Genomic DNA, 25916 nt, shown 5'->3' with positions numbered 1-25916 from the left:
AGTTCTGTTCCATTTTTTGATGGTTTTGTCCCATAGAACCCAAATCGGGCAAGCCTATGGGACAGTTTAGCCTTTTTTCCAACAAATTTTGCCCCATACAGCCGTTCTATGAGACATTTCTATTCCAATTTTTGATGGTTTTGTCCCATATACCGCGATTCGAGCAATCCTATGGGACAGTTTGGCTTATTTTTCAACCAAATTTGTCCCATATAGCCGTTCTATGAGACATTTCTACTTGATTTTCAAATGGTTTTGTCCCATAGACAGCTCGTCCATCTTTTTCTTGGGGTTATCCCCATTTTCTCAGCTAGGTTTCATCCGAGTGAGAGCCTGCCATTATCACTGTCCTGCTATTACCAAGGTTTCGAGGGATGTTTTCATCGCATGGTTGAAGCCTGCCATTATTACTGTCCACCCTCTTTCGGTGGTACATTTTTTCTCGTATGCTTATGCGGGCTGGGTAAAAAGTTTTCTTCTTTCATTCTTTTGTAATGCTCATCAATATGGGACTTTATTTCCTCTGCTTTCTCTTTTGGAAATACACCAAACTCAACATACTTGTCAATAAGTTCTTTCCGTTTTTCCGTCAACTCGCCCACCATTTGATCAAGTTCTTTAATTTGTTCTTCCGTTAACTTGACCTGCTGATTTTGTTGTTCTTCTCCTGCATTTTCGGGTTGTTGCCCCTGTACTTGTTCGTTTGGACCAAGTTCAGCCTCTGAAGGTGCCGTTTTCCATGTTCCGGATTTCCCAGTTTCGTTTTGATTGTTTTCAGAAGCTACTCTTTCCTCCATATTTGATGGTGTCATACTTTGCTTTTGTACAGATTCCACCGGTGCACTCGCCAAAGCTAACGAACCCGCCAATAGCATTGATGGTAAAATTGATAATCCATTGAACATTCACAACATCTCCATTCATTTTGTTTCAAACTAATGCTATGTTGTGTAATGTTCACCAAAATATACCAACTTCTTTAAAAGATGTGAAAAAAATAGGCAAGTCCTCTCACATTTTTGGATTTGCCTACATTGTATTTTTGCGAATTCCCCCATTTACGGGGAAATTAAAAAATTTTTGAGTATCTTTGTGAAAAAACGAGCAGCTTTTAAACATAGCCAATCCGAAAAAATGAACAATTTTTCCGTTCATAACCGATTTCAAAATAAGTGCGATTCTTTTTCAAGGGAATTTATTTTTCCAGTTTCTCTATCGCTAAATTCAATTGAGTTTCTACTTGACTAAAACCGGTTCCGCCATAACTGTTCCGAGCTGCCACCACATTTTTCGGTTGTAGCACTTCAAATATATCCTCTTCAAAAGCACCACTAAAATTCCGGTATTCACCAAGACTTAAATCAAGCAAATATTTATCATGTTGAATCGCATATAACACAATTCGTCCGATGATTTCATGGGCTTCGCGGAATGGAATACCTTTTCCTGCCAAATAGTCGGCAAGGTCGGTTGCATTCGAGTAATCCTGGCTGACAGCTTTATACATATTTTCTCTTTTTACAGTCATTGTTTCAATCATCGGCGCCAACAACTGTAAAGATCCCGCCAATGTCTCTACCGTATCAAACATGCCCTCTTTATCTTCCTGCAAATCCTTATTATAAGCGAGCGGCAAACCTTTTAACGTAGTCAATAAACCAATCAAATTTCCATACACACGTCCGGTCTTGCCACGTAACAATTCAGGAACATCAGGATTTTTCTTCTGTGGCATAATGCTCGAACCGGTACAGAAAGAGTCATCCAACTCAACAAATTGAAATTCTTGGCTCGACCATAAAACCAATTCTTCCGACAAACGGGAAATATGCATCATTAGAATCGATGCGATTGATAAAAATTCTAAAATAAAGTCGCGATCACTAACCGCATCCAAGCTGTTCGGATAGACGGTTTCAAACCCTAACTGTTTTGCTGAAAATTGGCGGTCAATCGGGAATGTCGTCCCGGCCAAGGCTCCCGCTCCCAATGGTGACCAGTTAATCCGCTTCAAGCTATCTTGCAATCTTTCTTTATCTCGTTCAAACATCCAAAAATAAGCCAATAAGTGGTGAGCAAAACTGATCGGCTGAGCCCGTTGCAGATGGGTATACCCCGGTAAAATTGTCTCCACATGTTGTTTTGCTTGGCTGATGATAGCTTCTTGCACAAAACGAATCAGCTCGATTATTTCCTTCGTTTGATTCCGCAAGTATAAGTGCATATCGGTTGCTACTTGGTCATTACGGCTCCGACCGGTATGGAGTTTCCCGCCGACCGGTCCAATTTCTTCAATTAACATCCGTTCAATATTCATATGGATATCTTCATCTTCTACAGAAAAAGAAACTTCATGATTAAGGACTTTCTCACGGATGGATGTAAGACCCTTCTTGATTTGCTCCACATCTTCAGCCGGTATAATTCCGCATGATCCGAGCATTTCAACATGGGATAAACTGCCTTCAATATCTTCTAATGCAAGTTTTTGGTCAAACTCGATTGATGCTGTAAATTTTTCTACAAGTTGATTGGTTTCTTTTGTAAAGCGTCCGCCCCACAATTTACTCATTTTATTGACCTCCAAATGACTGAATCGTATCGTTAAAATCACAAGCCCTCATGGTTGACACGAGGGCCCTAAATAGATTTATTCAATTATTTCAACACTTTTTCCTTCGTATGAATCTCGGAATATACTTTTGTCGGCATTCCCCATAATTTAATGAATCCGACCGCTGCATTATGATCAAACAAGTCGCCGGCCGAATACGTTGCCAGTTCCTCGTTATATAGGCTAACCGGGGATTTACGGGCAACAACAACATGATTGCCTTTGAATAACTTCACCTTAACCGTACCGGTAACTGATTTTTGGGTTTCTTCAATAAACGCATCAATTGCCGGACGTAATGGTGAATACCAGAGACCTTCATAAATGATTTTTGCATATTGGGATTCGATTTGTGTTTTAAATTGGGTTACTTCGCGCGGCAATGTTAAAAATTCCATCTCTTTATGCGCATTGATTAAAACAAGAGCTGCCGGGTTTTCATATACTTCACGGGATTTGATACCAACGAGACGGTTCTCAATATGGTCAATTCTCCCTACCCCGTGTTTGCCGGCAATTTCATTCAACTCCTGAATTAAAGCAGCCAGTTTCATCGGCACACCATTTAACGCAACCGGAACGCCTTTTTCAAAACGAATTTCAACATATTCCGGCTCATCCGGCGTGTTTTCAACCGGATTCGTCCAAGCAAAAGCTTCTTCCGGTGCTTCATTCCACGGATTTTCCAGGACACCTGCTTCACATGCACGGCCCCAAATATTCGCATCAATGGAAAATGGATTATCCAAATCAACCGGAATCGGGATCCCGTGTTTCTCGGCATAAGCAATTTCTTGATCACGGTTCATGCCCCATTCACGTACCGGCGCAACTACCGACAATTTCGGATTCAATGCTTGGATGGAAACTTCGAAACGGACTTGGTCGTTCCCTTTCCCGGTACATCCGTGGGCAACCGCCACCGCACCTTCCGTTTCTGCAACTTCCACAAGCAGCTTGGAAATGAGCGGGCGGCTTAAAGCGGAAGACAACGGATATTTCCCCTCATATAAGGCATTTGCCTTTAAGCTTGGCAAAATATATTCATTGGCGAGCAGATCTTTCGCATCAATTGTAATGGCTTTGATTGCTCCCACTTTTAATGCTTTCTCTTTTATAAAATCCAGGTCTTTCCCTTCACCCACGTCAATGGCAAGGGCAATGACATCATAACCGTATTTTTCTTGTAACCATTTAATCGAAACCGATGTATCTAAACCGCCTGAATAGGCAAGCACAATCTTTTCTTTTGCCATTTATTTCTCTCCCCTTGAATAAAGATGAATGAAATTGTATTGTTATTCATTTTAACGCAAAACGATTCAAAATGCTACAAAAAGTTTTTCAAAAATGATTTTTACACATAAAGACGTTTTTCTGCCTCGTCAAACCGAAAAAGCTCTAAAATTTTGTTTTGAATATGAAGGTGGTTTTCTCTCTCGTCAGACCTTTAGCTTTGAACATGAAGCTGGTTTTTTACCTCGTCAAATACGTAAAACGCTCCAAAAATGGATTTTAAACATGAAGACAATTTTCTGCCTCATCTCCATGTAAACATCAAACACGTAACCCCACCTACATATAGTTTTTCAAAATGGATTTTTGGACGTGGAGGCGGTTTTCTGCCTCGTCAAACACGACTGAATGGATGCCGTCAATAATTTCCGGACTTACTTCTTCACCGCGGTGAGCCGGTAAACAATGTAAAAAGATATAATCTTCTTTCGCATATTTGCATAATGATTCATTAACTTGATAAGCTGAAAATTTCTTTAGCTTCTCTTCTGTCTCCGCCTCCTGACCCATGCTGACAAATACGTCGGTGACAACAACATCTGCATCCTTCACCATTTCAAACGGGTCTTCACCGATAATAATGACGGATCCGGTTTCTTGAGCCGTTTCCTTGGCATGATTAACGATGGTTTCATCCGGTGCAAACTCAGCCGGACATGCTACTGTCATATCCATCCCGACTTTAGCCGCTCCTTCCAACAACGAATGGCACATATTATTATTCCCGTCACCGACATAACATAATTTCAAGCCTTGAAGCTTCCCTTTATGCTCATAGATGGTCAGCAAATCGGCCATCACTTGTGTAGGATGGTGTGCATCGGTTAAGCCGTTAATGACCGGAATCGTTGCATGTTTTGCCAGCTCCTCCACTTTCTCATGCTCAAAGGTTCGTATCATTATGCCATCAATATAGCGGGATAAAACTTTGGCCGTATCGTGAATCGTTTCCCCTCTGCCTAATTGAATATCCCTCGAACTTAAAAACAAAGCTTGCCCGCCCAGCTGATACATGCCGACTTCAAACGAAACCCTTGTACGAGTCGACGATTTCTCGAAAATCATCCCGAGTACTTTTCCTTGTAAAAAGGGATGAGGCTTTCCGGACTTTTGCAATTGTTTCAAATAAACCGCATCTTTTAGTAAAAATCGTATTTCCTCACTCGTTAATTCCCCGAGTGTTAAAAAATCCTTTTTCGCCGGTTTCTTTTCACCCGGTTTCTCAATCAAGTAATTTGACATTTCTTCTCTCCTCTTTAATAAGCAATTTCATACAAATAATCATTAATCGCCCTCACATGAATATCCCCGTGTAAGTGAGACAGCTCCATGATTGACTGAAATGTATCCAATGACGTGTATAAAGGGACTTGATAACGCATCGCAAGTTCCCGCAAAAATTTACCGACTGTTTCATGGTTTCCTGCCTTCGTTGGCAAAATGATTGCGGCAGTAAATGAGACTTTCTTGAATACATCTTCCAAACCGGAAAATTCCTTCTTCACTTGTTTCGCTGCAATGCCAAATTCATTTAAAAATTTCGCTGTTCCTTCTGTGGCATAAATTTGCATATTGTCGTCCCAAACTTGTCGTAAAATATTCATTAGTTCTTCTTTATTACGATCAGCTACCGAGCAAAAAATGGTCACTGGGCCTTCCTTTTTATCCGATGTTCTTCCAATCGCTTTTCTCAATGCCTCTTCGTGTGTTTGCCCAATTCCGAGAACTTCGCCGGTTGACTTCATTTCCGGACCCATAATCGGATCGACATTTTTTAATTTCGCAAAAGAAAAGACAGGGGCTTTAACGGTATGGAACGGTACTTCAGTTGCCAAACCAGTTTTGCCAAGTTTTTCACCGAGTTGAACCCGTACACCCATTTCAACGATAGGAATGCCGGTGACTTTACTTAAAATCGGGACCGTCCGGGAAGCCCGCGGATTTACTTCCAAACAGTAAATTTGATTTTCATAAATCACAAATTGAATATTGGCTACTCCAACGATACCGGCTTCTGTACAAATTTTGTTTGTATAATCAACCAAAATCTCTTTTTGTGCCGCTCTGAGGTGGATTGACGGGTATATGCTAATACTGTCTCCAGAATGGACCCCTGCCCGTTCAATATGTTCAAAAATCCCGGCAATATATACATTCTCTCCATCACTAATACAATCAAGTTCACACTCAAGACCCGGTAAATATTTATCTACCAAAAGCGGCCAAGAACGCTTTTCGGCATATTGCAAAAACTTAATATAATGGTCTAATTCCTCTACTTGGTAAATAATTTCCATTGATTGCCCGCCAATTACATAAGATGGGCGAACGAGGACAGGATAACCAAGTTTTTCCGCTGCTGCTTTTAACTCATCAACGGAATAGGTGATTTCACCGTTAATATGCGGAATATCTACTCGGTCCAGCAACTTGTAAAATTGTTTCCGGTCTTCCAATAAATCAATGGTCTCAATCGATGTTCCAAAAATATGAACACCTTCCTGTTCCAATTCTTGGGCCAAATTAATAGCCGTTTGCCCGCCAAATTGAACAAAAACGCCTTCCACCTGTTCTTTTTCGATAATGTGTAAAAGATCTTCCGTCGTAATTGGCTCAAAATATAATTTGTCGGAAATCGAATAATCAGTGCTTACCGTTTCCGGATTATTATTAACGACAATTGTTTCATAGCCGAGCGTTTTCAGTGCCATAACCGCATGGACACATGTATAATCAAATTCGATTCCCTGACCGATTCGGATTGGTCCGGAGCCGATAATCAGTGCTTTTTTCTTGTTTGAAACTTCTACCTCATCCGTTCCGTGCCAAGTTGAGTAATAGTAGGGGGTTACGGCATCGAATTCAGCCGCACATGTATCAACCAATTTATAGGAAGGGATAAGTCCCCATGCTTTTCTTTTTTCCCGAATCTTCTGTTCCGAACAATTCAGTAACATAGCGAGATATTTATCACTGAAATTCAATTTCTTCGCTTCTAGTAAAATAGATTTTGGCAAAGTTTCCAGTGTATATGATTGTAATTTTTTCTCATAATCGACTAAGTATTTAATTTTATATAAAAACCATGGATCAATAGCTGTTAATTGGTGGATTTCTTCAATCCCCGTTCCCTTACGAAATGCCTCGGCAATCACGAATAATCGTAAGTCATTCGCATTACCCATCGCTTCAGATAATTCTTCAACTGTCATAGCGGACACTGCCGGATGAAACAACCCGGATACTTTATACTCCAACGAGCGTAACGCCTTATTTAATGCCCCCTCAAAACTGCGGTCGATCGCCATAACTTCTCCGGTTGCCTGCATTTGTGTACCAAGTGTCCGATTGGCTTCCTTAAATTTATCAAAAGGGAAGCGTGGCAGTTTAAGTACGACATAGTCGAGCGCAGGTTCAAAGGATGCAAATGTATTCCCGGTTACCGGATTAAGGATTTCATCAAGGTAATAGCCTAAAGCACATTTCGCCGCAATTCTCGCAATCGGATACCCGGTTGCTTTTGACGCTAAAGCACTGGAACGGCTTAACCGCGGATTGACTTCAATAATATAATATTGATTCGAGTTCGGATCCATGGCAAATTGAATATTACAGCCACCGATCACACCTAAAGCACGGATAACTTTCACCGAAGCATTCCGCAAAATTTGATATTGTTCATCGGATAATGTTTGACTCGGGGCAACCACAATGGAATCACCGGTATGAACACCGACCGGATCAATGTTTTCCATATTACAAATAATCACACATGTATCATTGGCATCGCGAACGACTTCATATTCAATCTCTTTCCATCCTTTAATGCTGCGTTCAACTAATACTTGGTGAATCGGGCTTAAAGCTAATCCTTTTTTCAATAAGGTGTATAATTCCGCTTCATTATTGGCAAAACCGCCGCCTTCTCCACCTAAAGTATAAGCAGGACGGATAATGACGGGAAAACCGATTTTCTGAACAAACTCAAGGCCATCTTCAATCGTATGAACAATTTTTGACTCCGGAATCGGCTCGCCAATTTCAATCATTAATTCACGAAATTTTTCTCGGTTCTCTCCTTTTTGAATCGATTCGACCGGGGTACCTAACAGACGAACCCCATACTTCTCTAAAATTTTCGATTCAGCCAGTTCCACGCTTAAGTTGAGCCCTGTTTGCCCGCCCAATGTTCCAATAACACCATCCGGTTGCTCTTTTTTTATTATTTCTTCCAAAACGTCCAAAGTCATCGGTTCAATGTAAATGCGATCGGCGACTTTTTGGTCGGTCATTATCGTTGCCGGATTATTATTCAACAGGACAACTTCAACACCTTCTTCTTTTAAGGCAAGGCAGCCTTGCGTACCGGCATAATCAAATTCCGCCGCCTGACCGATGACAATCGGACCGGATCCGATGATGAGCACTTTCTTAATCTCTTTATTTAACGGCATATTTCATTTCCCCTATTTTATGAATGGATTCGATGAAGTTGTGAAAAATGTATTCCGTATCTTGTGGTCCCGGATGTGCTTCCGGATGAAACTGTACGGTTTGAATCGGTAATGTTTTATGCGTAAAACCTTCAATCGTCCGATCATTGACATGTTGAAAGGTTACTGTAAATTCATTTTCATTCATAGTTCCATCGATAACAACGTAACCGTGATTTTGAGATGTGATAAATACTTTCCCGGTACGTAAATCTTTGACCGGATGATTGGCCCCGCGATGACCAAAAGGTAATTTTTCAGTTTTGGCTCCATAAGCAAGAGCAATCAATTGATGACCTAAACAAATCCCCAAAGTTGGATAACATTGCGTTAACATATGAATTTTATCCAAATGATCGGCTAAGTCGATTGGGTTGCCCGGACCATTACTTAACACAATTCCATCCGGATTCAGTGAACGAATTTTTTCAAACGGATAGTCGAATGGAACGACCGTTACTTTACAACCTATTTGCTGAAGATAGGCTAATATTGATTTTTTATAACCGAAGTCGACTAAAACGACATGCGGGCCTTCGTTATCGTAAAACAGCAATTCTTTCGTTGTCACTTGCTTGACTAGTTGTTTCTCATCCGAACTTACAGGTTTCACATCAGATCGATCGGAAATAATTGCTTTCACCGTTCCTTTTTTCCGAATCGTTTTCACAAGTGCCCGTGTATCAACATCGGTTAAACATGGAATGCCGTATTTTTCCAAGAGTGTGGTTGCTGACTCTGCCAATTGATAATGGCTTGGTGAACCGCAAATTTCACCGGTGACAATTCCGCGCACATGTGGTTTGTCACTTTCTGTAAATAAATGATTCATACCGTAGTTACCGATTAACGGATACGAAAATACAATGATTTGACCGGCGTAAGATGGATCGGTGATGATTTCTTGATAACCGGTCATACTTGTATTAAAGACAATTTCACCGGTTTGATTTTTTCTATTTCCGATCAATGTTCCGGGAAAAATTTCACCGGTTTCTAATATGACATAGCCTGTTGTCACATGTTTTCCCCCATTTCTTCCCTTCATTTGGCACCAGAAATTTTACTGGATTCATGCTCATATGCGGCAAGTACCGTTTTTAATCGCGCTATAAACAGGTCGATCTCTGCTTCTGTCGCAATTAAAGGTGGCAAAATTCGGATGACTCGCGGACCTGCTGTTAAAATAAGAGTCTTCTCTTTAATCGCGAGTTTGACTACCTTATCTGCTTCCCCATCGATTTCCAGTCCAAGTAAAAACCCTACACCGCGAACAGTTTTTATCCAAGGAAATTCACTTTGTAATTTGATCAATTTATTTTTTAAAAGTTCCATTTGGTTTTGTGCAGAAATGAGTAGATCCGTTTCAAGGAACTGTTTTACCGTTGCAATACCGGCAGTTGTTGCCAGCGGATTGCCGCCGAATGTACTGCCGTGGGTTCCCGGTTTAAAGTATTCAGCCACTTCTTTTTTCGCCAACATGGCACCGATTGGAAAGCCTGAACCTAATCCTTTCGCCAAGGTCATCACGTCCGGCTCAATACCATAATGTTCATAGGCAAACAACTCCCCGGTTCGCCCCATCCCGGTTTGGACTTCATCGGCTATTAATAAAATATTTTCCGAATGGCATATCTTCGCAAGTTCACGAAGCCAATCCTTATCTGCCGGGATAACCCCGCCTTCTCCTTGAACGAACTCAAACAGTACCGCTGCCGGTTTGAGCTTTCTGAGTTGCTCCAGCGATGCCATATCGTTATAAGGCAAATAAGTAAACCCTGGGACCAGTGGCGCAAAACCGTGTTGAATTTTTTCCTGACCGGTTGCTGTTAATGTGGCCAAGGTTCGTCCATGAAATGATTGGGTGAATGTAACAATATCTGCTGATTTTTTATGTTGATTTGCATACATTCGTGCCAGTTTAATCGCTGCTTCATTTGCTTCAGCCCCACTGTTGCAGAAAAAAACTTGATCAAAGCAGCTGTTTTCGACGAGTAAAGATGCCAATATTTCCTGTGAAGGGATATGATACAAGTTAGAACAATGCCAAAGATTATCCAATTGTTCGATTAATGCTTGCTTAACCGGTTCCGGTACATGACCCAAATTGCATGTAGCAATCCCGGAAGTAAAATCTAAATATTTATTCCCTTCATCATCCCAAACATAGCAGCCTTTCCCTTTGACAATTTTGACCGGAAAACGACTATATGTGTTCATTAAGTAAGATTCTTTTACTGCCTGCATTTTTTCACCCTCTAGCGTATGGCAAGCGAGTTACCTGCCCCATTATTTTGCATAAGTTAGCTCTAAATTTATCGACGTACCAATTTTTTCCTTGCCTATAAATCTTTTTAAAGCATTTTCTTCCGTCCCGTCTAAAATGACAACTTCCCGGATTCCTTCATGTAAACAATCCAAGGCCGCCTTCACTTTTGGAATCATGCCACCGGTAATCGTGCCATCGTCAAGCAATTGTTGAACCTCGAGATGGGAAAGATTTGAAAGAACTTTTCCATTTTTTAAAATACCGGGTACGTTTGTCAAAAGACATAACGGTGCTTGTAACGCTTTGGCGATAGCAGCCGCGGCCAGGTCTGCATTCACGTTCCAGCGTCCGCCATGTTTATCGGTGGCAACAGGTGAGATAACCGGAATTAATTTTTCATTCAACAACCTTTCAATGATCTTTGTATTTACCGAATGGACTTTGCCGACAAATCCCAGCTGATTTTCTTGATGAATCGGTCCGGCTTCGAGCAACATTCCATCGACACCGCTTAATCCGATTGAACGGCCGCCACACGTCATTAAATTCCGGACAATGGTTTTATTCATCGTCCCGGATAAAACCATTTCTACAACATCCAATACCTCGTTCGTCGTGACCCGCATACCGTCGATAAATCGGGTTTCAATCTTTAATTGATCCAACATCTTGGATATTTCCGGACCGCCGCCATGGACAATGACCGGCTTAACATGGTTTTCTTCCATCATCATGACAATATTTTCATAAAAACTCGGATGAAGTCCATCCAAAATACTTCCGCCACATTTAATGACAACATAACCCATTACTTTATCCTCACCCCACAAGTTCGAAAAGAAAGAATTGTTTACGCGCATTGTTGTTAACTTGACTTTTCCGCCAACCTAAGTGCGACGAGCAAGAATTACTTTAGCGCATTGCTGGTAACTTGACTCTGGCCACCGACTAGGTTTGACAGGATGCAATTGCTGAAATACCTTTTGAATTGGCTTTTCCGGTCAACTAAGTTCGATAGGAGGCATTAATTTTTACATAGTCGTAGGTTAAATCGCATCCCCACGCAATGGCACTGCTTTCTCCTTCATGCAATTCTACCAATATTTGAATCTCGTTATTTTCTTCCATATAGGTTTTTACCTCAGACTCTTCAAACAAGACAGGTAGTCCGTTGGCAAACAGTTGATATGGACCGATAAAAACACTGATATTTTCTGTGTCAAAATCGACGCCGCTATAACCAAGCGCACAGACAATTCTTCCCCAGTTCGGATCTGTTCCAAAAACCGCCGATTTCACAAGATTTGAACCAATCACAGATTTGGCCAGCTTTTTGGCGTCTTCTTCACCGGCCGCTCCGATTACCTTTGCCTCAATTAATTTTGTTGCCCCTTCTCCATCTTTTGCAATTTCTTTGGCAAGTAATTGACATACCGTTTCTAACCCTTGAATAAAGTGGAGCCAATCCGGACTGTCCGGTGTGAGCTTCGTATTATCCGCCAATCCGTTAGCCAGTAATAGGACCATATCATTCGTACTTGTATCGCCATCAACCGTAATCATATTAAATGTTTCATCAACCACTGTTTTCAACGCAGACTGTAATGCTTCTTGCTCGACATTGGCATCAGTTGTAATAAAGGCGAGCATCGTGGCCATATTTGGGTGAATCATCCCGGAACCTTTGGCTGCACCGCCAATCGTAATCATTTTTCCATCAATTTCAAGTTGAACACATGCACGCTTTTGCGTTGTGTCCGTGGTTAAAATTGCTTTTTCAAAATTTGCGACAGATTCTTCAACCTTTCCGATCATATTGATCCCATCAAGTACTTTATTAATCGGAAGCTGCTCACCGATTATTCCGGTAGAGCTGACCGCAACATGTTCTTCTTTCATATTCATTTTTTTTGCAAAATAGTGGCGCATTAACAGTGCATGACGGTATCCTTCTTCCCCGGTACATGCATTGGCATTTCCCGAGTTCACAATTACGCCCTGAATTTGCTTGTCTACTTCAATACTTTCCCGAGTAACAAGGATCGGGGCAGCTTGGATGAGATTGGTTGTATAAACCGCCGCTGCATTTGCCGGGACAATTGAATATAACCAGCCCAGGTCATGCTTTTTCCGCTTTAGTCCACAATGTAAACCGCCGGCGAAAAACCCTTTTGGTGTACAAATATGACCGCCATCTAAAATCTTTATTTCTTGTAAAATTTCTTTTTGATTAATGCCCATTGTGTGACCTCCAATTATGGATATAGTGGGGAATTATTGAGCCCGATATGTTCTTCCCACCCATTAATAATATTCATGTTTTGCATCGCCTGACCTGCCGCACCTTTTACGAGATTATCAATTACCGATATTATAATCAGTTTATTCGTTCGCCTGTTTACCATCACACCGATATCGCAAAAATTACTTCCCATTACTTCTTTTGTCGTCGGCCATTCGCCAATTGGACGAATCCGAATAAACATTTCATCTTTATACATATCTTTGTATATTTGATGGACTTCTTCAGTCGTTACTTGTTCAACTAAGTCGGCATACATCGTACACATGATTCCCCGATTGATGGGGATTAAATGTGTAATGAATGTAATCGGTACTTGTTCTCCGGATATATCACTGATTACTTGTTCAATTTCCGGGATATGTTGATGTTCTCCTACTTTATAGGCTCTTATGTTTTCATTGATCTCCGTAAACAAATTCGTCAAATTGGCATTCCTACCTGCACCGGAAACGCCTGTTTTCGCATCAACATGAATGGTATTGGCATGAATAATTTGTTTCTTTAATGCCGGAAGTAACCCCAGTAGTGTTGCCGTTGGAAAACATCCCGGGTTGGCGATCAGTTTGGCTTGTTTAATCTTATCCCGATAAACTTCTGATAACCCATAGGTCGCTTTTTGCAAATATTCTGCCGGTGCCGATGTCTTTTTATACCAGGTTTCATAATCGCCGGCGTTTTTTAACCGAAAGTCACCTGAAAGATCGATACAAGTAACTCCTTTATCCAAAAGCGGCGGAATGATATCTTTTGAAACCCCGGACGGTGTCGCAAAAAAAACAAAATCTAAGTTGCTGAGCTCATCCAGATTCCATTTTTCCAATATCATCTCATTGACACCGTACAAATGCGGATATAATTCCAAAATATTTTTACCATGGGTGGAATGTGAAACAATTTTTTCAATCGTTACATAGGGATGTTGTTGTAAAAGCCGGATTAACTCGACTCCGCTGTATCCATTCGCCCCAACAATACCAACTTTCATTCCAACCAGCTCCTAATAAATTTTGTATGAATTATTATAACAACCAATGCATAAAAATACAATCTAATTTTAAAAAAAAATATCAATATTAATAATTTATTAGTTTTATGGGGATATGATACAAAAGCCGGCCTACTTTTATGAAGGAAAAGTAAGACGGATTCCGCTGTTTAATTAGCAGAATCCGCCATTTCCGGAGAACTTATTTTTTAACCTCGTACATACTTATCCTCACTCACCTGATTTAAAAACGGACTCGATTCTCCAATTGAAAAAAGAAACAGTTCATGCATGGCCCGGGTACAAGCCATGTAAAACAATTTTCGTTCTTCTTCATCTGAATAAATATTCGACGAGGCGTTATAAATAATTACCGCATCGAATTCGATTCCTTTGGCTAAATAACTAGGTATAATAAGTAAACCTTTTTCATACGAGCGAGTTTCCTTTTTAATAAGATGGAAATCCATTGCTTGACTTAATTCATCAAATGCCTGCTTTGCTTCCCGGGCGGTTTTGCAGATCACGGCTATCGTCTCATAGCCCCGACTTTGAAGGTCGCCCAACGTTTTTATAATCGCTTGATGCAATAATTGTTTATTTTCGACAGTTGTCAACCGAGGCAAATTCCCGTTTCGATTGAACGGAATAATTTCTTGTTCATCATTCAATATTTCCTTTGTAAATTCAACAATTTGTTTTGTTGAACGGTAGCTCTTCGCCAAAATAATTTTTTCCAATTCCTCATCGGGAAAGAGTTCATCGGAAAGGGTAAGCCCGTTTTGACCACCAAGGGCAAACGTAAAAATTGATTGGTTGATATCCCCTAAAATCGTCATTCTACTGTTTGGGAAAATTTCTCGAAAAAAGGCAAATTCAAACGGCGAATAGTCCTGGGCTTCATCAATGAACAAATGTCGAACTTTCGTATAAATAAGTTTTCCTTCCAATCGGTCTTTTAAATACAGATATGGTGTTGCGTCTTCGTAGCACAATATTCGTCGCTTTATTTGTTTTGCCGTCATTTCCCCGATTTTTTCCCATTCATTCGGTAACTGAACGGAATGCTGAGCTTTCCTTGCCCAGGTAAATAAATCGATGTAAAGGCCCCTGACATCGACAAAGGCCAACTCATTAATTTTTTTCCGTAACGGTGCCAGCTTTCGTTTTATAATCCAATCAGCCAGCATGTTTTCCTCACGTTCAAAATCATTGAATGTATTTTCGCTAAAACGTTGCTCTTTTTGCAATTTCCTGTATACTTTCAAATAATCTTCCCGGTCAAGCAATTCACTTTCTTGGAGTACCCATTCTTTCCCCTTCTCTTCCTTTTCCTTTTCATCCATCTTTATAAGCAGCCAATCTTTTAACAGCTGAATCCGATTTGGAATTGAAATTTGTTTACCCAATGAATAAAAGTACTCTTTAATTTCTTGTTTGGAAATAAACACTTCGCCGCGAAAAGAAATATTTTTAAACATCATGCCATCGCTTTGCAAGTTGTGTACATAAGCATCGATCAGCTGTTTAAATGATAAACTAGCCTTAAAGCGGATGGCCTTTTTTCTTACCCAATAATTTTCATCCCGTTTCCCGCTCAATATATATTCCAGTTGTTCATATGGGTTCTCAACTTCATAATCTTTAAGACGATGTTGTAAATACTGATAAAATGTGCTTTGATCCATGTTATCTTCTCCGAGTTCGGGTAAAACCGTAGCGACATAGCTGCTGAATAGCTGGTTGGGTGAAAACAGCAAGATATTATCGGCACGCAAAATTTCCCGATACTTGTAAAGAAGATAGGCCACTCTTTGAAGGGCGGCGGATGTCTTCCCGCTCCCGGCCGCTCCCAGGACAACTAAATATTTTTTTCGATCGTTCCGAATAATTTCATTTTGCTCCTTTTGAATCGTTGCAACAATCGATTTCATTTGTGTGTCTGCTTGATCGCTCAACACTGCCTGTAAAACCTCATCACCGATTGTTATGCCGGTGTCAAACATCCCTTTAATTTCCCCTTGACGGATTATATACTGTCGCTTTAATTCAATATTTCCCGTAATGTCTCCGTCCATTGTTTTGTAATTCGCAGGTCCAGGGGCAAAATCATAGTACATACTGGAAATCGGGGCTCGCCAATCATAGATTAAAAACTCTTCATCATTCTCATCCATCAGGGAAAAAAGGCCGATATATATTTTTTCACTTTTGTCCTCGCCATCTTCTAAAAAATCAATCCGTCCGAAATAAGGGGATGCCTTCAATCGTTCAAGATTTTTATGCTGTTTAAAAAATTGCCTATGGCTTCGTTCCCGCTCCGATAGAAGTTCTGCCTGTTGCCGTAAACTTGTATGGGTTTCTATTACATCATCCGGTTCATCGAGGTTCACTGTTACATCTTCCCAAAATGTTTTTCGGAGCGAGACAATGTCTTGTTTCAGGCCCCCGGTTTTTTCTTCAAGTGTACGCAATTTCTTTTCGATGACTTCAAGAACATGATTGACCCTTGCCTGTTCCTTTGCTTTCTCATGATTTTCCTGCATTGTTTAACACCCCTGGTTTTAAATTCATTACAAATTCTTCCCGAAAACTTATAAATATTATATACTTTGCCATTCATTTATACATCCCATACATCTTCTCTCTTTTTCATATCTATAAGAAAAGGACCAAAATCAACATTCATTTCCATTCATGTGATTTCAGTCCTTTCATACACAAATTCATCCAATGAAACGGTTTTGATTTAAACTTTTGTTGAAGAAGTCGGGCGTATCCCGGGTTGTCCCTCTCTCACTCGTCACTTAAATCTTGCGTTGAGAGACTTTTATTTACCGCTTATGCTTTCGATACAGGTCATGCTCCTCGGGTTAAAAGTGGAATAAATAAGCGATATCTGTAGTAGGGATGAGAACAGCCGATAAGTAATGAAGGAAATGGTCCATTACGGGTGCAAATATTCCTTGATCATCTTTTTTTGCCGGTTCCGGTGCATTTAATGGATGTAATGGAACTGAAACGATCAATTGATCCGTATCATTGTCTTCTATGTGTAAAACACCGTGCGAATCGACCATTTGCTTATAATCTTGTCCATCTTTAGTCGTAAAATAAAGATCTTCCTCCACCATATATTTCATCCCGTCTTCAGTAAATATCGTCCCTTTTGGAATCATTTCCGATGTAAAATTTGTGAATCCATAATCCAGCAATTGAATTGTGTCCGAATAAGGTGCATCTTTGAAATTTGTTTTCATGGTAACGGCAATCAGTTCAAGATTATCCTTTTCGGCCGTTGTTACAAGAGTAAATCCTGCCTCATTGATAAAACCATTTTTCCCGCCGGTGATTGTTGCTGTTTCATAAGGAAATTCACCTTTTAACAATCGATGATGTGTTAACAATGTGGTATCCCAAGATTGTCCATCCCAATGATACTCTTTCATTCCAAAAATCTTTCGGAATGTATCATTTGCTAGTGCATATTTGGTAATTTTTGCCATATCCGCTGCGGTTGTATAGTGATTTTCATTGTATAGACCATTGGGATTTTCAAAATGGGTATTGGTAACTCCAATTTTATTCGTCAAATATTTATTAATATTTTTCGAAAACTGAGCTACAGAACCGTCAATATGTTCAGCGATGGCAACTGCTGCGTCATTACCTGAGTTCATAATCATGCCCGTTAATAGTTTTTCCATTGAGACTACTTCGCCTGCTTCCAAGTAAACCCTAGTCCCTTCTACCATTGTTGCCTGCTCACTAACGGTTACTTGCTCATCAAGATTACTATGTTCGATCGCATAAATCGCTGTGGCAATTTTCGTAATGCTGGCGGGATTCATTCTTTCCGTTTCGTTTTTTCCATATAATATTTGTCCGGATTTTGCATCCATTAGTACAGTGGATTCACTCATTAGTTGCAACTCTTCTTGGGCAAATACATGGCGACCGGGCATAAGCAGTAATATAGCAGCACAGAACAAAAGAATACTGTAAACTTTCATTCAAACACCTTTTCTACATTAAAATCTTAACTAGACTTATTCTACTATATTATTTATGGTTATTATTTTTCATTTGTATAACAAAAATTTTACTTTGATAAAATAAAATCACATATTCAGCTTCGAAGGTTCTGGAAAAATGTGAAACAATAAGCTATACTAAAATCGTGCTTTTATATCAACCTTGGGATTTGGAGGCATTTAGATGGCAAAAAAGAAAGACAAGTTCGCGTTATTATTAACAGATATATCAAGTAATATTAAGGAAGCGGCCACTTTTTTTTATGATTTTAAAATCAATAATGTACGGGATCTGAAAATTTTTTATGATACAGTGAAAGAACACGAAGCGAAGGGAGATTCACTTGTACATAGAACTACAAAAGAATTAAACAGTGCGTTTATCACACCGATTGAGCGAGAGGACATCATGATGTTAACGATAACCTTAGATGATGTCATCGATGGGTTGGAGGAATGTGCTGCTTTATTCGAAATGTATTCCATTATTCATCCGACTGATCATATGAAATCATTTGTCACAGCGATAAAAAATATGACAATCGAAATGGATCATTGTACGGAATTACTTGCCAATAAAAAATATGGTGACATTCATGAGCATGCTGTGAAAATTAAAGAATATGAATCAAATTGTGATCATTTATTACGAATTGCGATAAAAGAACTTTTTGCAACAGAAGAAAACCCGATTAAAATCATGCAATATAAAGAAGTTTATGAAACATTAGAAAATATTGCTGACTATTGTCAATCTGTCGCAAATACATTAGAAACCGTTGTTATGAAAAATGCGTAAAAGGAAAAGAGACGATTTGAAAAGGAAATAACATACTTGAATAAGGCTATTTTCCTAATCTTTGTTACGATTGGATACAGATGCAGATAGACAAAACTTGTCATCGTTCCCTGAGGTTAGAAGCCAGAATAGAAGCAATTGGCAAACCACCAATTGCTTTATTAAAGACCACTTTTCATGCAAAAAGTAGCAATCTTAGAGAAGAGCCTTAGATAAAACTGAAAGAGAAGGAATTACATATATGGAAGGAAATTTTCTGATTATTACACTAATTGTCATTTTTGCACTGGCCTTTGACTTTATCAATGGTTTTCATGATACGGCAAATTCCATTGCGACAAGTGTCTCAACGAAGGCTTTGAAACCGAGACATGCAATTGTTTTGGCTGCCATTATGAATTTTCTTGGTGCGATGACATTTACCGGAGTTGCAAAGACAATCACAAAAGATATTGTTGACCCCTTTTCATTACCGAATGGAACCCTTGTCATTTTAGCAGCGTTGATTGCTGCAATTACATGGAATTTAATTACTTGGTATTTTGGCATCCCGAGCAGTTCCTCCCATGCATTGATTGGTTCTGTTGCCGGAGCCGCCATCGCCAGTGCAGACTTTGGCGTTCTTAACTATCACGGATTTATCAACATTATTGAAGCACTTATTTTTTCACCGATTATCGCTTTTGCTGTCGGTTATCTTGTCTACAGTCTTTTTAAAGTTATTTTTAAAAACTATAACTTGGCAAAAACGAACCGGAATTTTCGCTATTTCCAGATTTTGACAGCCGCTATTCAGTCTTATACGCATGGGACAAATGACGCTCAAAAAACAATGGGTATTATTACAATGGCGTTAATGACCGGCAATTACATTAGTGGAGGAGATGTTCCTTTTTGGGTACAAGCTGCTTGTGCCACGGCAATGGGGTTAGGTACTTCTGTCGGTGGTTGGAGAATTATTAAAACGGTTGGTTCAAAGATTATGAAAATCCGCCCCGTTAACGGTGTTGCTGCAGATTTGACCGGGGCTACGGTAATTTTCGGTGCAACCTTTTTACATTTACCGGTCAGTACAACCCATGTTATTTCATCAGCCATTTTAGGTGTCGGTTCAGCCCATCGGATCCGCGGTGTCAAATGGGACACAGCCCAAAGAATGATCATAACATGGTTTATCACTTTACCAATTTCCGCCATATTAGCATTTATGTGTTATCGGGTTTTACATTTTGTTCTGGGATTTTAATTGATTCTGTTCTTCATGATACATATGTATGAAAATAAAGATGGTTTCTATTGCCACAAACGTAAGCGGGTTGTCGATAAATCGTTTAGCATGAAAAAATAGTTTTTACTGCACTAAACGTTTGCGGATTTTCGATAAAACGATTTGCATGAAAAAAATAGTTTTTACTGCACTAAATATTTGCGGATTTCCGATAAAAAGATCAACATGAAGAAAATGGTTTTTACTGCACTAAACGTTTGCGGGTTGTGAAATATGATAACAGGAAAAAATGGCGGCACGGTTTCGGCCGCCATTTTTTCGATTTTTTTATGCTCCCTCTATACATTTTTACAGCATGAAGGATTTGCCCCTTGAATAGAATTACGCCAATTCATTTATCGCAACAGTACGCAATTATTGACCTGCCGTCACTTGCTTCAAACTCGTGACCCATTTCATTTTGGTTGCGTCATCCATCGGCTCGCCTATACGTGTATAGCGAACAAGAAACATATCATCGCCTGCATAAAACAGCCTTGCCACTTCATGTTGATTCTGTTCAATCTGATCGTCATGAATATAAAATTCATAAAATCCTTCTTCTGCCGTCACATCATAACTTTGAAAGTCAATTTGTCCGGTTACTTCTTCACGAATGGCAGCATCCATATTACTGATAAAACTTTCTGGTGTCGAGTACAATTTTCCATCCTCATAATAATGAATGGTGTAAAGTTCCGACCAATTTTCAACTGTTTCATTTTCCAAAACAAACTCGGCAATAGCCATTCCATTATTGGTATCCTCATCATAATAGTCAAGTTTCCAGTTTCGCTCATCAATCGTAAAATTCAACTTTTCTATTTCTGAAAAATAAACATTGTCGCCCGTACCCGGGTTAAAAGCGGGAACATCCGGTCCGGTTACTCCACTTGTATCTTCCACCGGATTACCGTTTTCGTCTAAATACTGAACGGATGATTGGGCCGATTCGTAAATTTTCCATTTTCCTTTATACGGTTTCAAAATATGATACCCTTTTACTTCATTGTTTTTATACTCCGGACCTTTTACTTTCATCGTTCTTTGTGTAAAAGTGACTTTTGCTTCATCAACTGACTTTTCTACGACTTCGACATCGGAAATTTCAATATCGAATGTATATTGGGAAGCAATTTGCTCAATTAGTTGCTTTGTCGATTCATAACTGGGTGATTCATCGTGGATGGTACTCATATATCCTTCTATATCTCCCGCCTGCATCGTTTCTAAGTTTTTATCTAACACCGCAATTAATTCTTCATCGGTCGGTATTCCCTTGTCTTTTTTCGCTTTCTTATCTTCTACTTGTTTTGTTTCCTTTTTCTCATCGTCAACTTGGCTTTTTTTCTCACTTTCCGATGAACATGCCCCTATACATAATAGGAAAAATCCTAATAAAATAATACGGAAAAATAATTTTCTTCTGCCTTTCATTTTCGCTCTCCCCCTGTTGCCTACTCTCTGTTGTCGTGGAATTGCAGCGACAAACCAAAACAATGTTCATTGTATGAAAGTCATTTTAATTCGTGTCTTGTTTACCAATTTCTCTGTATGTCGCTTTACAAAATAGCGCAATGATACAATTATATGAGGGAAAATTTTTATTATTCCAATTCGCCGGCTGTAGTGAGAAAAACGCAAATTACTGCTTTCGTAGTTTAGTCAAAGATGCATACTTTCTAGAGTTTCGCATCTTAGAAAGCCGGTAACTCATCTCGTCGCCATTTGGACAAGAACTCGTAGAAACCTTTTTTGGGTGCGAAGCGAAAGGTCTTTTTCTATAAAGAAAACTCGGCGATTGCCCAGCCTTTAGGCGATGGCAAAGCCGTAGTCAGCGAAAATACATTTTCGCTTGCGAGGTAATGCTACCGAAGCTTCTCTAGTTCACCGAAAAAATATAAAATTTTTTCGGCTGCGATGTATTCCCGTGAAGCTTTCCTTGTGCACTTATACTTAATTCTTAAAATTTCCAACTACGTCGAATTCGCTTCTTTGCTGGAAATTTATACTTTCTTAACGTATAAAAAATAAAGGAAACCCAATTTCAAAAAGGGTTTCCTTCTTTGATTAATTACTTGATAAAACGCAAAGTTCATGGACAGACAATTATTTACTTAATAACTTTTCGGTTTCTGAAATAAGTTCTTGCAGGATTTGAATACCTTCCTTTGTACTGTCCATATTTACGGAAATTAATGTTATTATTTGGTCTATCTTTTTCTTATAATCATTTGGTTTTTTTCTAAAGCCTTCAATCATTCGAACAGCCTTTTTCTCATTGATGCAGTATTCTTCATTCAATGCAAATAATACTTGGTTTAAACATGAGATCGTGCGAAAGACGTGACCTGCCACATACGAAATGTCATCCTTATCCACATTATCCTTTGCAAACATTAACGAGAAAGATGCTTCAAACATAAAATAGCCAATAATTGCATCTTTTAGTGATTTTGGATAAGGCATGGTTTTAGCCTTTAGTTCGGCAATTTGATTTGTTGGATCAATTAATATTTTACAAATAGAGATTTCTCCCATGTACATAACATTTATATAAGCATGGGGATGTCCGGTATGATAATGTGCCGAAACAACTCCTTTCAAACAATCATCAATCACACGGGACACTCGTTTTATATCACGAAATATGAAATCAACATGATACCCTTGAACAACAAGCCACCCACCGCCATTTATCCAAGGACCCCATTCACCTAAAGTAGTGATAATATTTTCCCTATGGTCATCATCTATTTTTGTGGCGATTTTTCTAATTTCGTTGATATCAAAACCTGCCGACTCATCATAATAAATTCCAATATCAATATCAGAAGTAGCGTGATTTGTTCCTCTTGCTCTTGAACCGCCTAAAACCACACCAACAATGCCAGCTATTCCATCTAGTTCTTTACATATTTGATTAATCACCTTTTGTACAGTCATAAAATTTCCATCTCCAAATCATATTCATGTTTTATTCTTTTTACTTATCCATTTCTTCTCCTCCGCTTCTGTAAAAATCTGACATTGTTAGGGTTCAGGTTGAATTAATTTTGATAACCGTAAACTTACATCATTTTTTTAATATCTGTTGACGCTTTGATTATTATAAATATCTACATTTATCTTTCAAAATGATGGCCAAACCTCTGTCAATTGTTAGCTGAACAGCGACTTAAAGAAATCGGCAATTGATTGGAATATTTGTTTTATAAAATCAGCGACACTTTGCAAAAATCCTTTATCTACTCCGGCATCTTCCAATTTCTTTTGAATATCACCTGCCAAGTTTTCCAACTGGCTTTTTACTTCATCAAAGTTGATATCCAATGAACGAATTTTATCAAATAAGTCGATCAACATTTGTTTGTATTCCGGGGATAATTCAATATTTAAATTTTTCAATTGTTCCTGAACGATTTGCTCAACTTCTTCTTTTGTTGCCGGGTTTTGTTCCGCAATGGCCTGTTTAATTTCCGTTAATAATTGACTGACTTTGTCTTGATCAACACCGGCATCTTCTGCCAATTTGGTCGCAACATCCAATTCTTCATTTGCAACTTTTAAGCGATCCGTATCCAGTTTTTCACCAGTTACCTCATAAGCTTTAAAAATACCTGTTAAAGCCGAATGTCCGGTTACTTTTACCGGGGATGCCACCTCAATTTGGGCATCTTCCACACCTGCCGTAAGCAGTGCATTCGCATACATATCATTCGTAACTTCCGTGATATTTTCCGGCGTCACTTGGATAACCCGGATCCCTTCTCCCTTATCAAGCCGTTTAATTTTGGCGGATGAATACATGTTGGAATTCGGATCCCCTTTAATGTATTTAGCCGCATCTGCACCGGTAACGATAATTTCTTTTACCTCTGCTTCCTCATCCACCTTCAATAATTTTCTCGTCTGTTCTTTTTGTGCTTCCGATAATCTTTCACCTAGAACGACGATGGCCGGACCATTTTTTTCATCGATTACCTTTTCCTTCTCACCCTCGCTTGCCAAAACAACTTGGCTAACGCTTAATCCGAAAAATATAATGAATATAGATAGGACTTTTAGCATTTTTTTAAACATTTATATCTACTCCTTTATAAACAACTTTTACAAATCTATCACTCTTTACTATACTATTTATATCATAAGTGTAACCAGAACAAAATATACTGCCATTATAATTTTCGTTATATTCATGATAAAATACCTTTAAAGCACTTATGGAATATGTGATTTGTACAGGATTTAAAGTCAGATAGTTAGTTTATGAAACTTTTAATCATTAAAATACGTAAAACATTCATAAAATATGATAACAGAATAGGATTTTTCTGATAAATTTTATCTGTCAATAGACAAACGCGTTAGGGAGAAGAGATTATGAAGGAAAATAAGAAAACAATCTATGTTCTTTTAACTGATACAGGAACATTCTTGGCAAGAGCCATTAAATGGTTTACCGGCGCTCCATATAGTCATGTTTCTATTGTTTTTGATGAAAAACTTGATGAAATATATAGTTTTGGGCGAAAACGGCCGAGAAATCCACTCATTGCCGGGTTTATAAAAGAAGATGTCTATTTCGGAACCTATCGATACTTTCGCAATACCAATTGTTTACTACTGAAACTGGATGTTACTGAAAATGAATATCATAAAATTCGTGATAAAATTCGGGCTTTCGAAAATAATAAAGACTTATTTTCTTATAATCTTATCGGTTTGCTTGGCGTACTGTTCAGTTATCCGATAGCCTTGAATAACGCCTATTTCTGTTCACAGTTTGTTGCGGAAGTTTTTAAGGAAAGCGGTGTTGATTTGTGGGGACCGCTTCATTCGGCATTAGTAACACCTAATGATTTTTTACTGCATCCTAGATTCGAATATGTTTATGAAGGAAAACTGTATGATTACCCTTTGCTTGATGAAGAAATTCTTTCAAATACAATCGTTGGACATACTTTATACGATATAAAACCAATTGCTTTTCTAAAAAAAATACTGCTGTAATGGTGACCATTTTAGTTTTAATCGGGTTGAAAAGGAGTAGCCAAAAGTCATGATAATGATTGGGAAAGTTTGGTGCTCTTTTTTGAAAAATTGTCCATTAGAACGGATTTATTGGACAGTTCATCCTGATCGACTCCCCATTTTGTCCATGAGAACCGTTCTATTGGACAATTTTTACTGATTGACTCCTCATTTTGTCCATGAGAACCCTTCTATTGGACAGTTTTTCCTGATTGAGCCTCCATTTTGTCCGCGAGAGCCTTTCTATTAGACAATTTTTGCTAATTGACTCCCCATTTTGTCCATGAGAACCGTTCTATTGGACAATTTTTACTGATTGACTCCTCATTTTGTCCATGAGAACCCTTCTATTGGACAGTTTTTCCTGATTGAGACTCCATTTTGTCCATGATAGCCGTTCTATTGGACAGTTTTTCCTGATTGAGACTCCATTTTGTCCATGAGAACCCTTCTATTGGACAGTTTTTCCTGATTGAGACTCCATTTTGTCCATGAGAACCGTTCTATTGGACAATTTTTACTGATTGAGACTCCATTTTGTCCATGAGAACCCTTCTATTGGACAGTTTTTCCTGATTGAGCCTCCATTTTGTCCATGAGAACCGTTCTATTGGACAATTTTTCCTGATTGAGACTCCATTTTGTCCGCGAGAGCCTTTCTATTAGACAATTTTTGCTAATTGACTCCTCATTTTGTCCATGATAGCCGTTCTATTGGACAGTTTTTCCTGATTGAGACTCCATTTTGTCCATGATAGCCGTTCTATTGGACAGTTTTTACTGATTGATCCTCCATTTTGTCCATGAGAACCCTTCGGGG

18 protein-coding genes are annotated in these 25916 nt (G+C 39.0%); 3 read left to right on the top strand and 15 right to left on the bottom strand.

The window, feature by feature from the left end; genetic code table 11:
- Nucleotides 1-407: 407 nt before the first annotated feature.
- From BT1A1_RS18120 to BT1A1_RS02035, 12 genes are all read right to left on the bottom strand, one after another.
- The gene (locus BT1A1_RS18120; protein ID WP_051988959.1) at nt 408-905 is read right to left on the bottom strand and encodes a YckD family protein; all 498 of its coding nucleotides are present in this window, start codon (nt 903-905) and stop codon (nt 408-410) included.
- Between the two features lie 290 nt (nt 906-1195).
- Nucleotides 1196-2572 carry an argininosuccinate lyase gene (gene argH / locus BT1A1_RS02085; protein ID WP_034767609.1) on the bottom strand — a complete coding sequence of 459 codons (1377 nt, stop codon included), beginning with the start codon at nt 2570-2572 and terminating at the stop codon, nt 1196-1198.
- Nucleotides 2573-2658: 86 nt separating this feature from the next.
- Entirely contained in the window at nt 2659-3870 is a 1212-nt protein-coding gene (locus BT1A1_RS02080; protein WP_034767608.1) for an argininosuccinate synthase, read from the bottom strand.
- A 319-nt stretch (nt 3871-4189) separates the two neighbouring features.
- Nucleotides 4190-5152, bottom strand: coding sequence for an ornithine carbamoyltransferase (argF, locus tag BT1A1_RS02075; protein WP_051988958.1), 963 nt, complete (start codon nt 5150-5152; stop codon nt 4190-4192).
- Between the two features lie 14 nt (nt 5153-5166).
- Nucleotides 5167-8364, bottom strand: coding sequence for a carbamoyl-phosphate synthase (glutamine-hydrolyzing) large subunit (gene carB / locus BT1A1_RS02070; RefSeq protein WP_034767605.1), 3198 nt, complete (start codon nt 8362-8364; stop codon nt 5167-5169).
- Complete coding sequence (locus BT1A1_RS02065; protein WP_034767604.1) at nt 8351-9424, bottom strand: carbamoyl phosphate synthase small subunit; 1074 nt, start codon at nt 9422-9424, stop codon at nt 8351-8353. Before BT1A1_RS02065 ends, carB begins: the two co-directional genes overlap by 14 nt.
- Before the next feature lie 23 nt (nt 9425-9447).
- Nucleotides 9448-10650, bottom strand: coding sequence for an acetylornithine transaminase (locus BT1A1_RS02060; RefSeq protein WP_034767601.1), 1203 nt, complete (start codon nt 10648-10650; stop codon nt 9448-9450).
- A 42-nt stretch (nt 10651-10692) separates the two neighbouring features.
- Nucleotides 10693-11481: an acetylglutamate kinase gene (gene argB / locus BT1A1_RS02055; protein ID WP_034767598.1), complete on the bottom strand. Its 789-nt coding sequence runs from the start codon at nt 11479-11481 to the stop codon at nt 10693-10695.
- A gap of 196 nt (nt 11482-11677) precedes the next feature.
- Nucleotides 11678-12913, bottom strand: a complete 1236-nt coding sequence (gene argJ / locus BT1A1_RS02050) for a bifunctional ornithine acetyltransferase/N-acetylglutamate synthase (RefSeq protein WP_034767595.1) — start codon at nt 12911-12913, stop codon at nt 11678-11680.
- 14 nt (nt 12914-12927) lie between these two features.
- Nucleotides 12928-13962, bottom strand: coding sequence for an N-acetyl-gamma-glutamyl-phosphate reductase (gene argC, locus BT1A1_RS02045; protein ID WP_034767592.1), 1035 nt, complete (start codon nt 13960-13962; stop codon nt 12928-12930).
- 209 nt (nt 13963-14171) lie between these two features.
- A complete protein-coding gene (gene helD, locus BT1A1_RS02040) occupies nt 14172-16508 on the bottom strand; it encodes an RNA polymerase recycling motor HelD (protein ID WP_034767589.1) in 2337 nt (778 codons plus the stop codon).
- Nucleotides 16509-16835: 327 nt separating this feature from the next.
- Nucleotides 16836-17975 (bottom strand): D-alanyl-D-alanine carboxypeptidase family protein, encoded by a 1140-nt coding sequence (locus BT1A1_RS02035; protein ID WP_051988956.1) that lies wholly within the window; start codon nt 17973-17975, stop codon nt 16836-16838.
- Nucleotides 17976-18180: 205 nt separating this feature from the next.
- Between BT1A1_RS02035 and BT1A1_RS02030 the strand changes: the two genes are divergently transcribed.
- Both BT1A1_RS02030 and BT1A1_RS02025 read left to right on the top strand, forming a co-directional pair.
- On the top strand, nt 18181-18795 hold the full coding sequence (locus BT1A1_RS02030; RefSeq protein WP_034767587.1) for a DUF47 domain-containing protein: 615 nt from the start codon (nt 18181-18183) through the stop codon (nt 18793-18795).
- 241 nt (nt 18796-19036) lie between these two features.
- Nucleotides 19037-20041, top strand: coding sequence for an inorganic phosphate transporter (locus BT1A1_RS02025; RefSeq protein ID WP_034767585.1), 1005 nt, complete (start codon nt 19037-19039; stop codon nt 20039-20041).
- 396 nt (nt 20042-20437) lie between these two features.
- Here BT1A1_RS02025 and BT1A1_RS02020 read toward each other — a convergent pair whose 3' ends face one another.
- The 3 genes from BT1A1_RS02020 to BT1A1_RS02010 form a co-directional block, all read right to left on the bottom strand.
- Nucleotides 20438-21499 carry a hypothetical protein gene (locus BT1A1_RS02020; RefSeq protein WP_034767583.1) on the bottom strand — a complete coding sequence of 354 codons (1062 nt, stop codon included), beginning with the start codon at nt 21497-21499 and terminating at the stop codon, nt 20438-20440.
- A 672-nt stretch (nt 21500-22171) separates the two neighbouring features.
- Entirely contained in the window at nt 22172-23008 is an 837-nt protein-coding gene (locus BT1A1_RS02015) for a nucleotidyltransferase domain-containing protein (RefSeq protein WP_034767580.1), read from the bottom strand.
- A 216-nt stretch (nt 23009-23224) separates the two neighbouring features.
- Nucleotides 23225-24145, bottom strand: coding sequence for a DUF1002 domain-containing protein (locus tag BT1A1_RS02010; protein ID WP_034767577.1), 921 nt, complete (start codon nt 24143-24145; stop codon nt 23225-23227).
- A 300-nt stretch (nt 24146-24445) separates the two neighbouring features.
- On the opposite strand from BT1A1_RS02010, the gene BT1A1_RS02005 reads away from it, so the two are divergent.
- A complete protein-coding gene (locus tag BT1A1_RS02005) occupies nt 24446-25075 on the top strand; it encodes a hypothetical protein (RefSeq protein WP_043988571.1) in 630 nt (209 codons plus the stop codon).
- The last annotated feature ends 841 nt before the right edge of the window (nt 25076-25916 follow it).

It is taken from the genome of Caldibacillus thermoamylovorans, assembly GCF_000751775.1.
In the GTDB taxonomy this organism is placed as follows: domain Bacteria; phylum Bacillota; class Bacilli; order Bacillales; family Caldibacillaceae; genus Caldifermentibacillus; species Caldifermentibacillus hisashii.
Note: the sequence above shows the minus strand (reverse complement) of the source record. Positions and strands in the feature narration are given on the sequence as shown.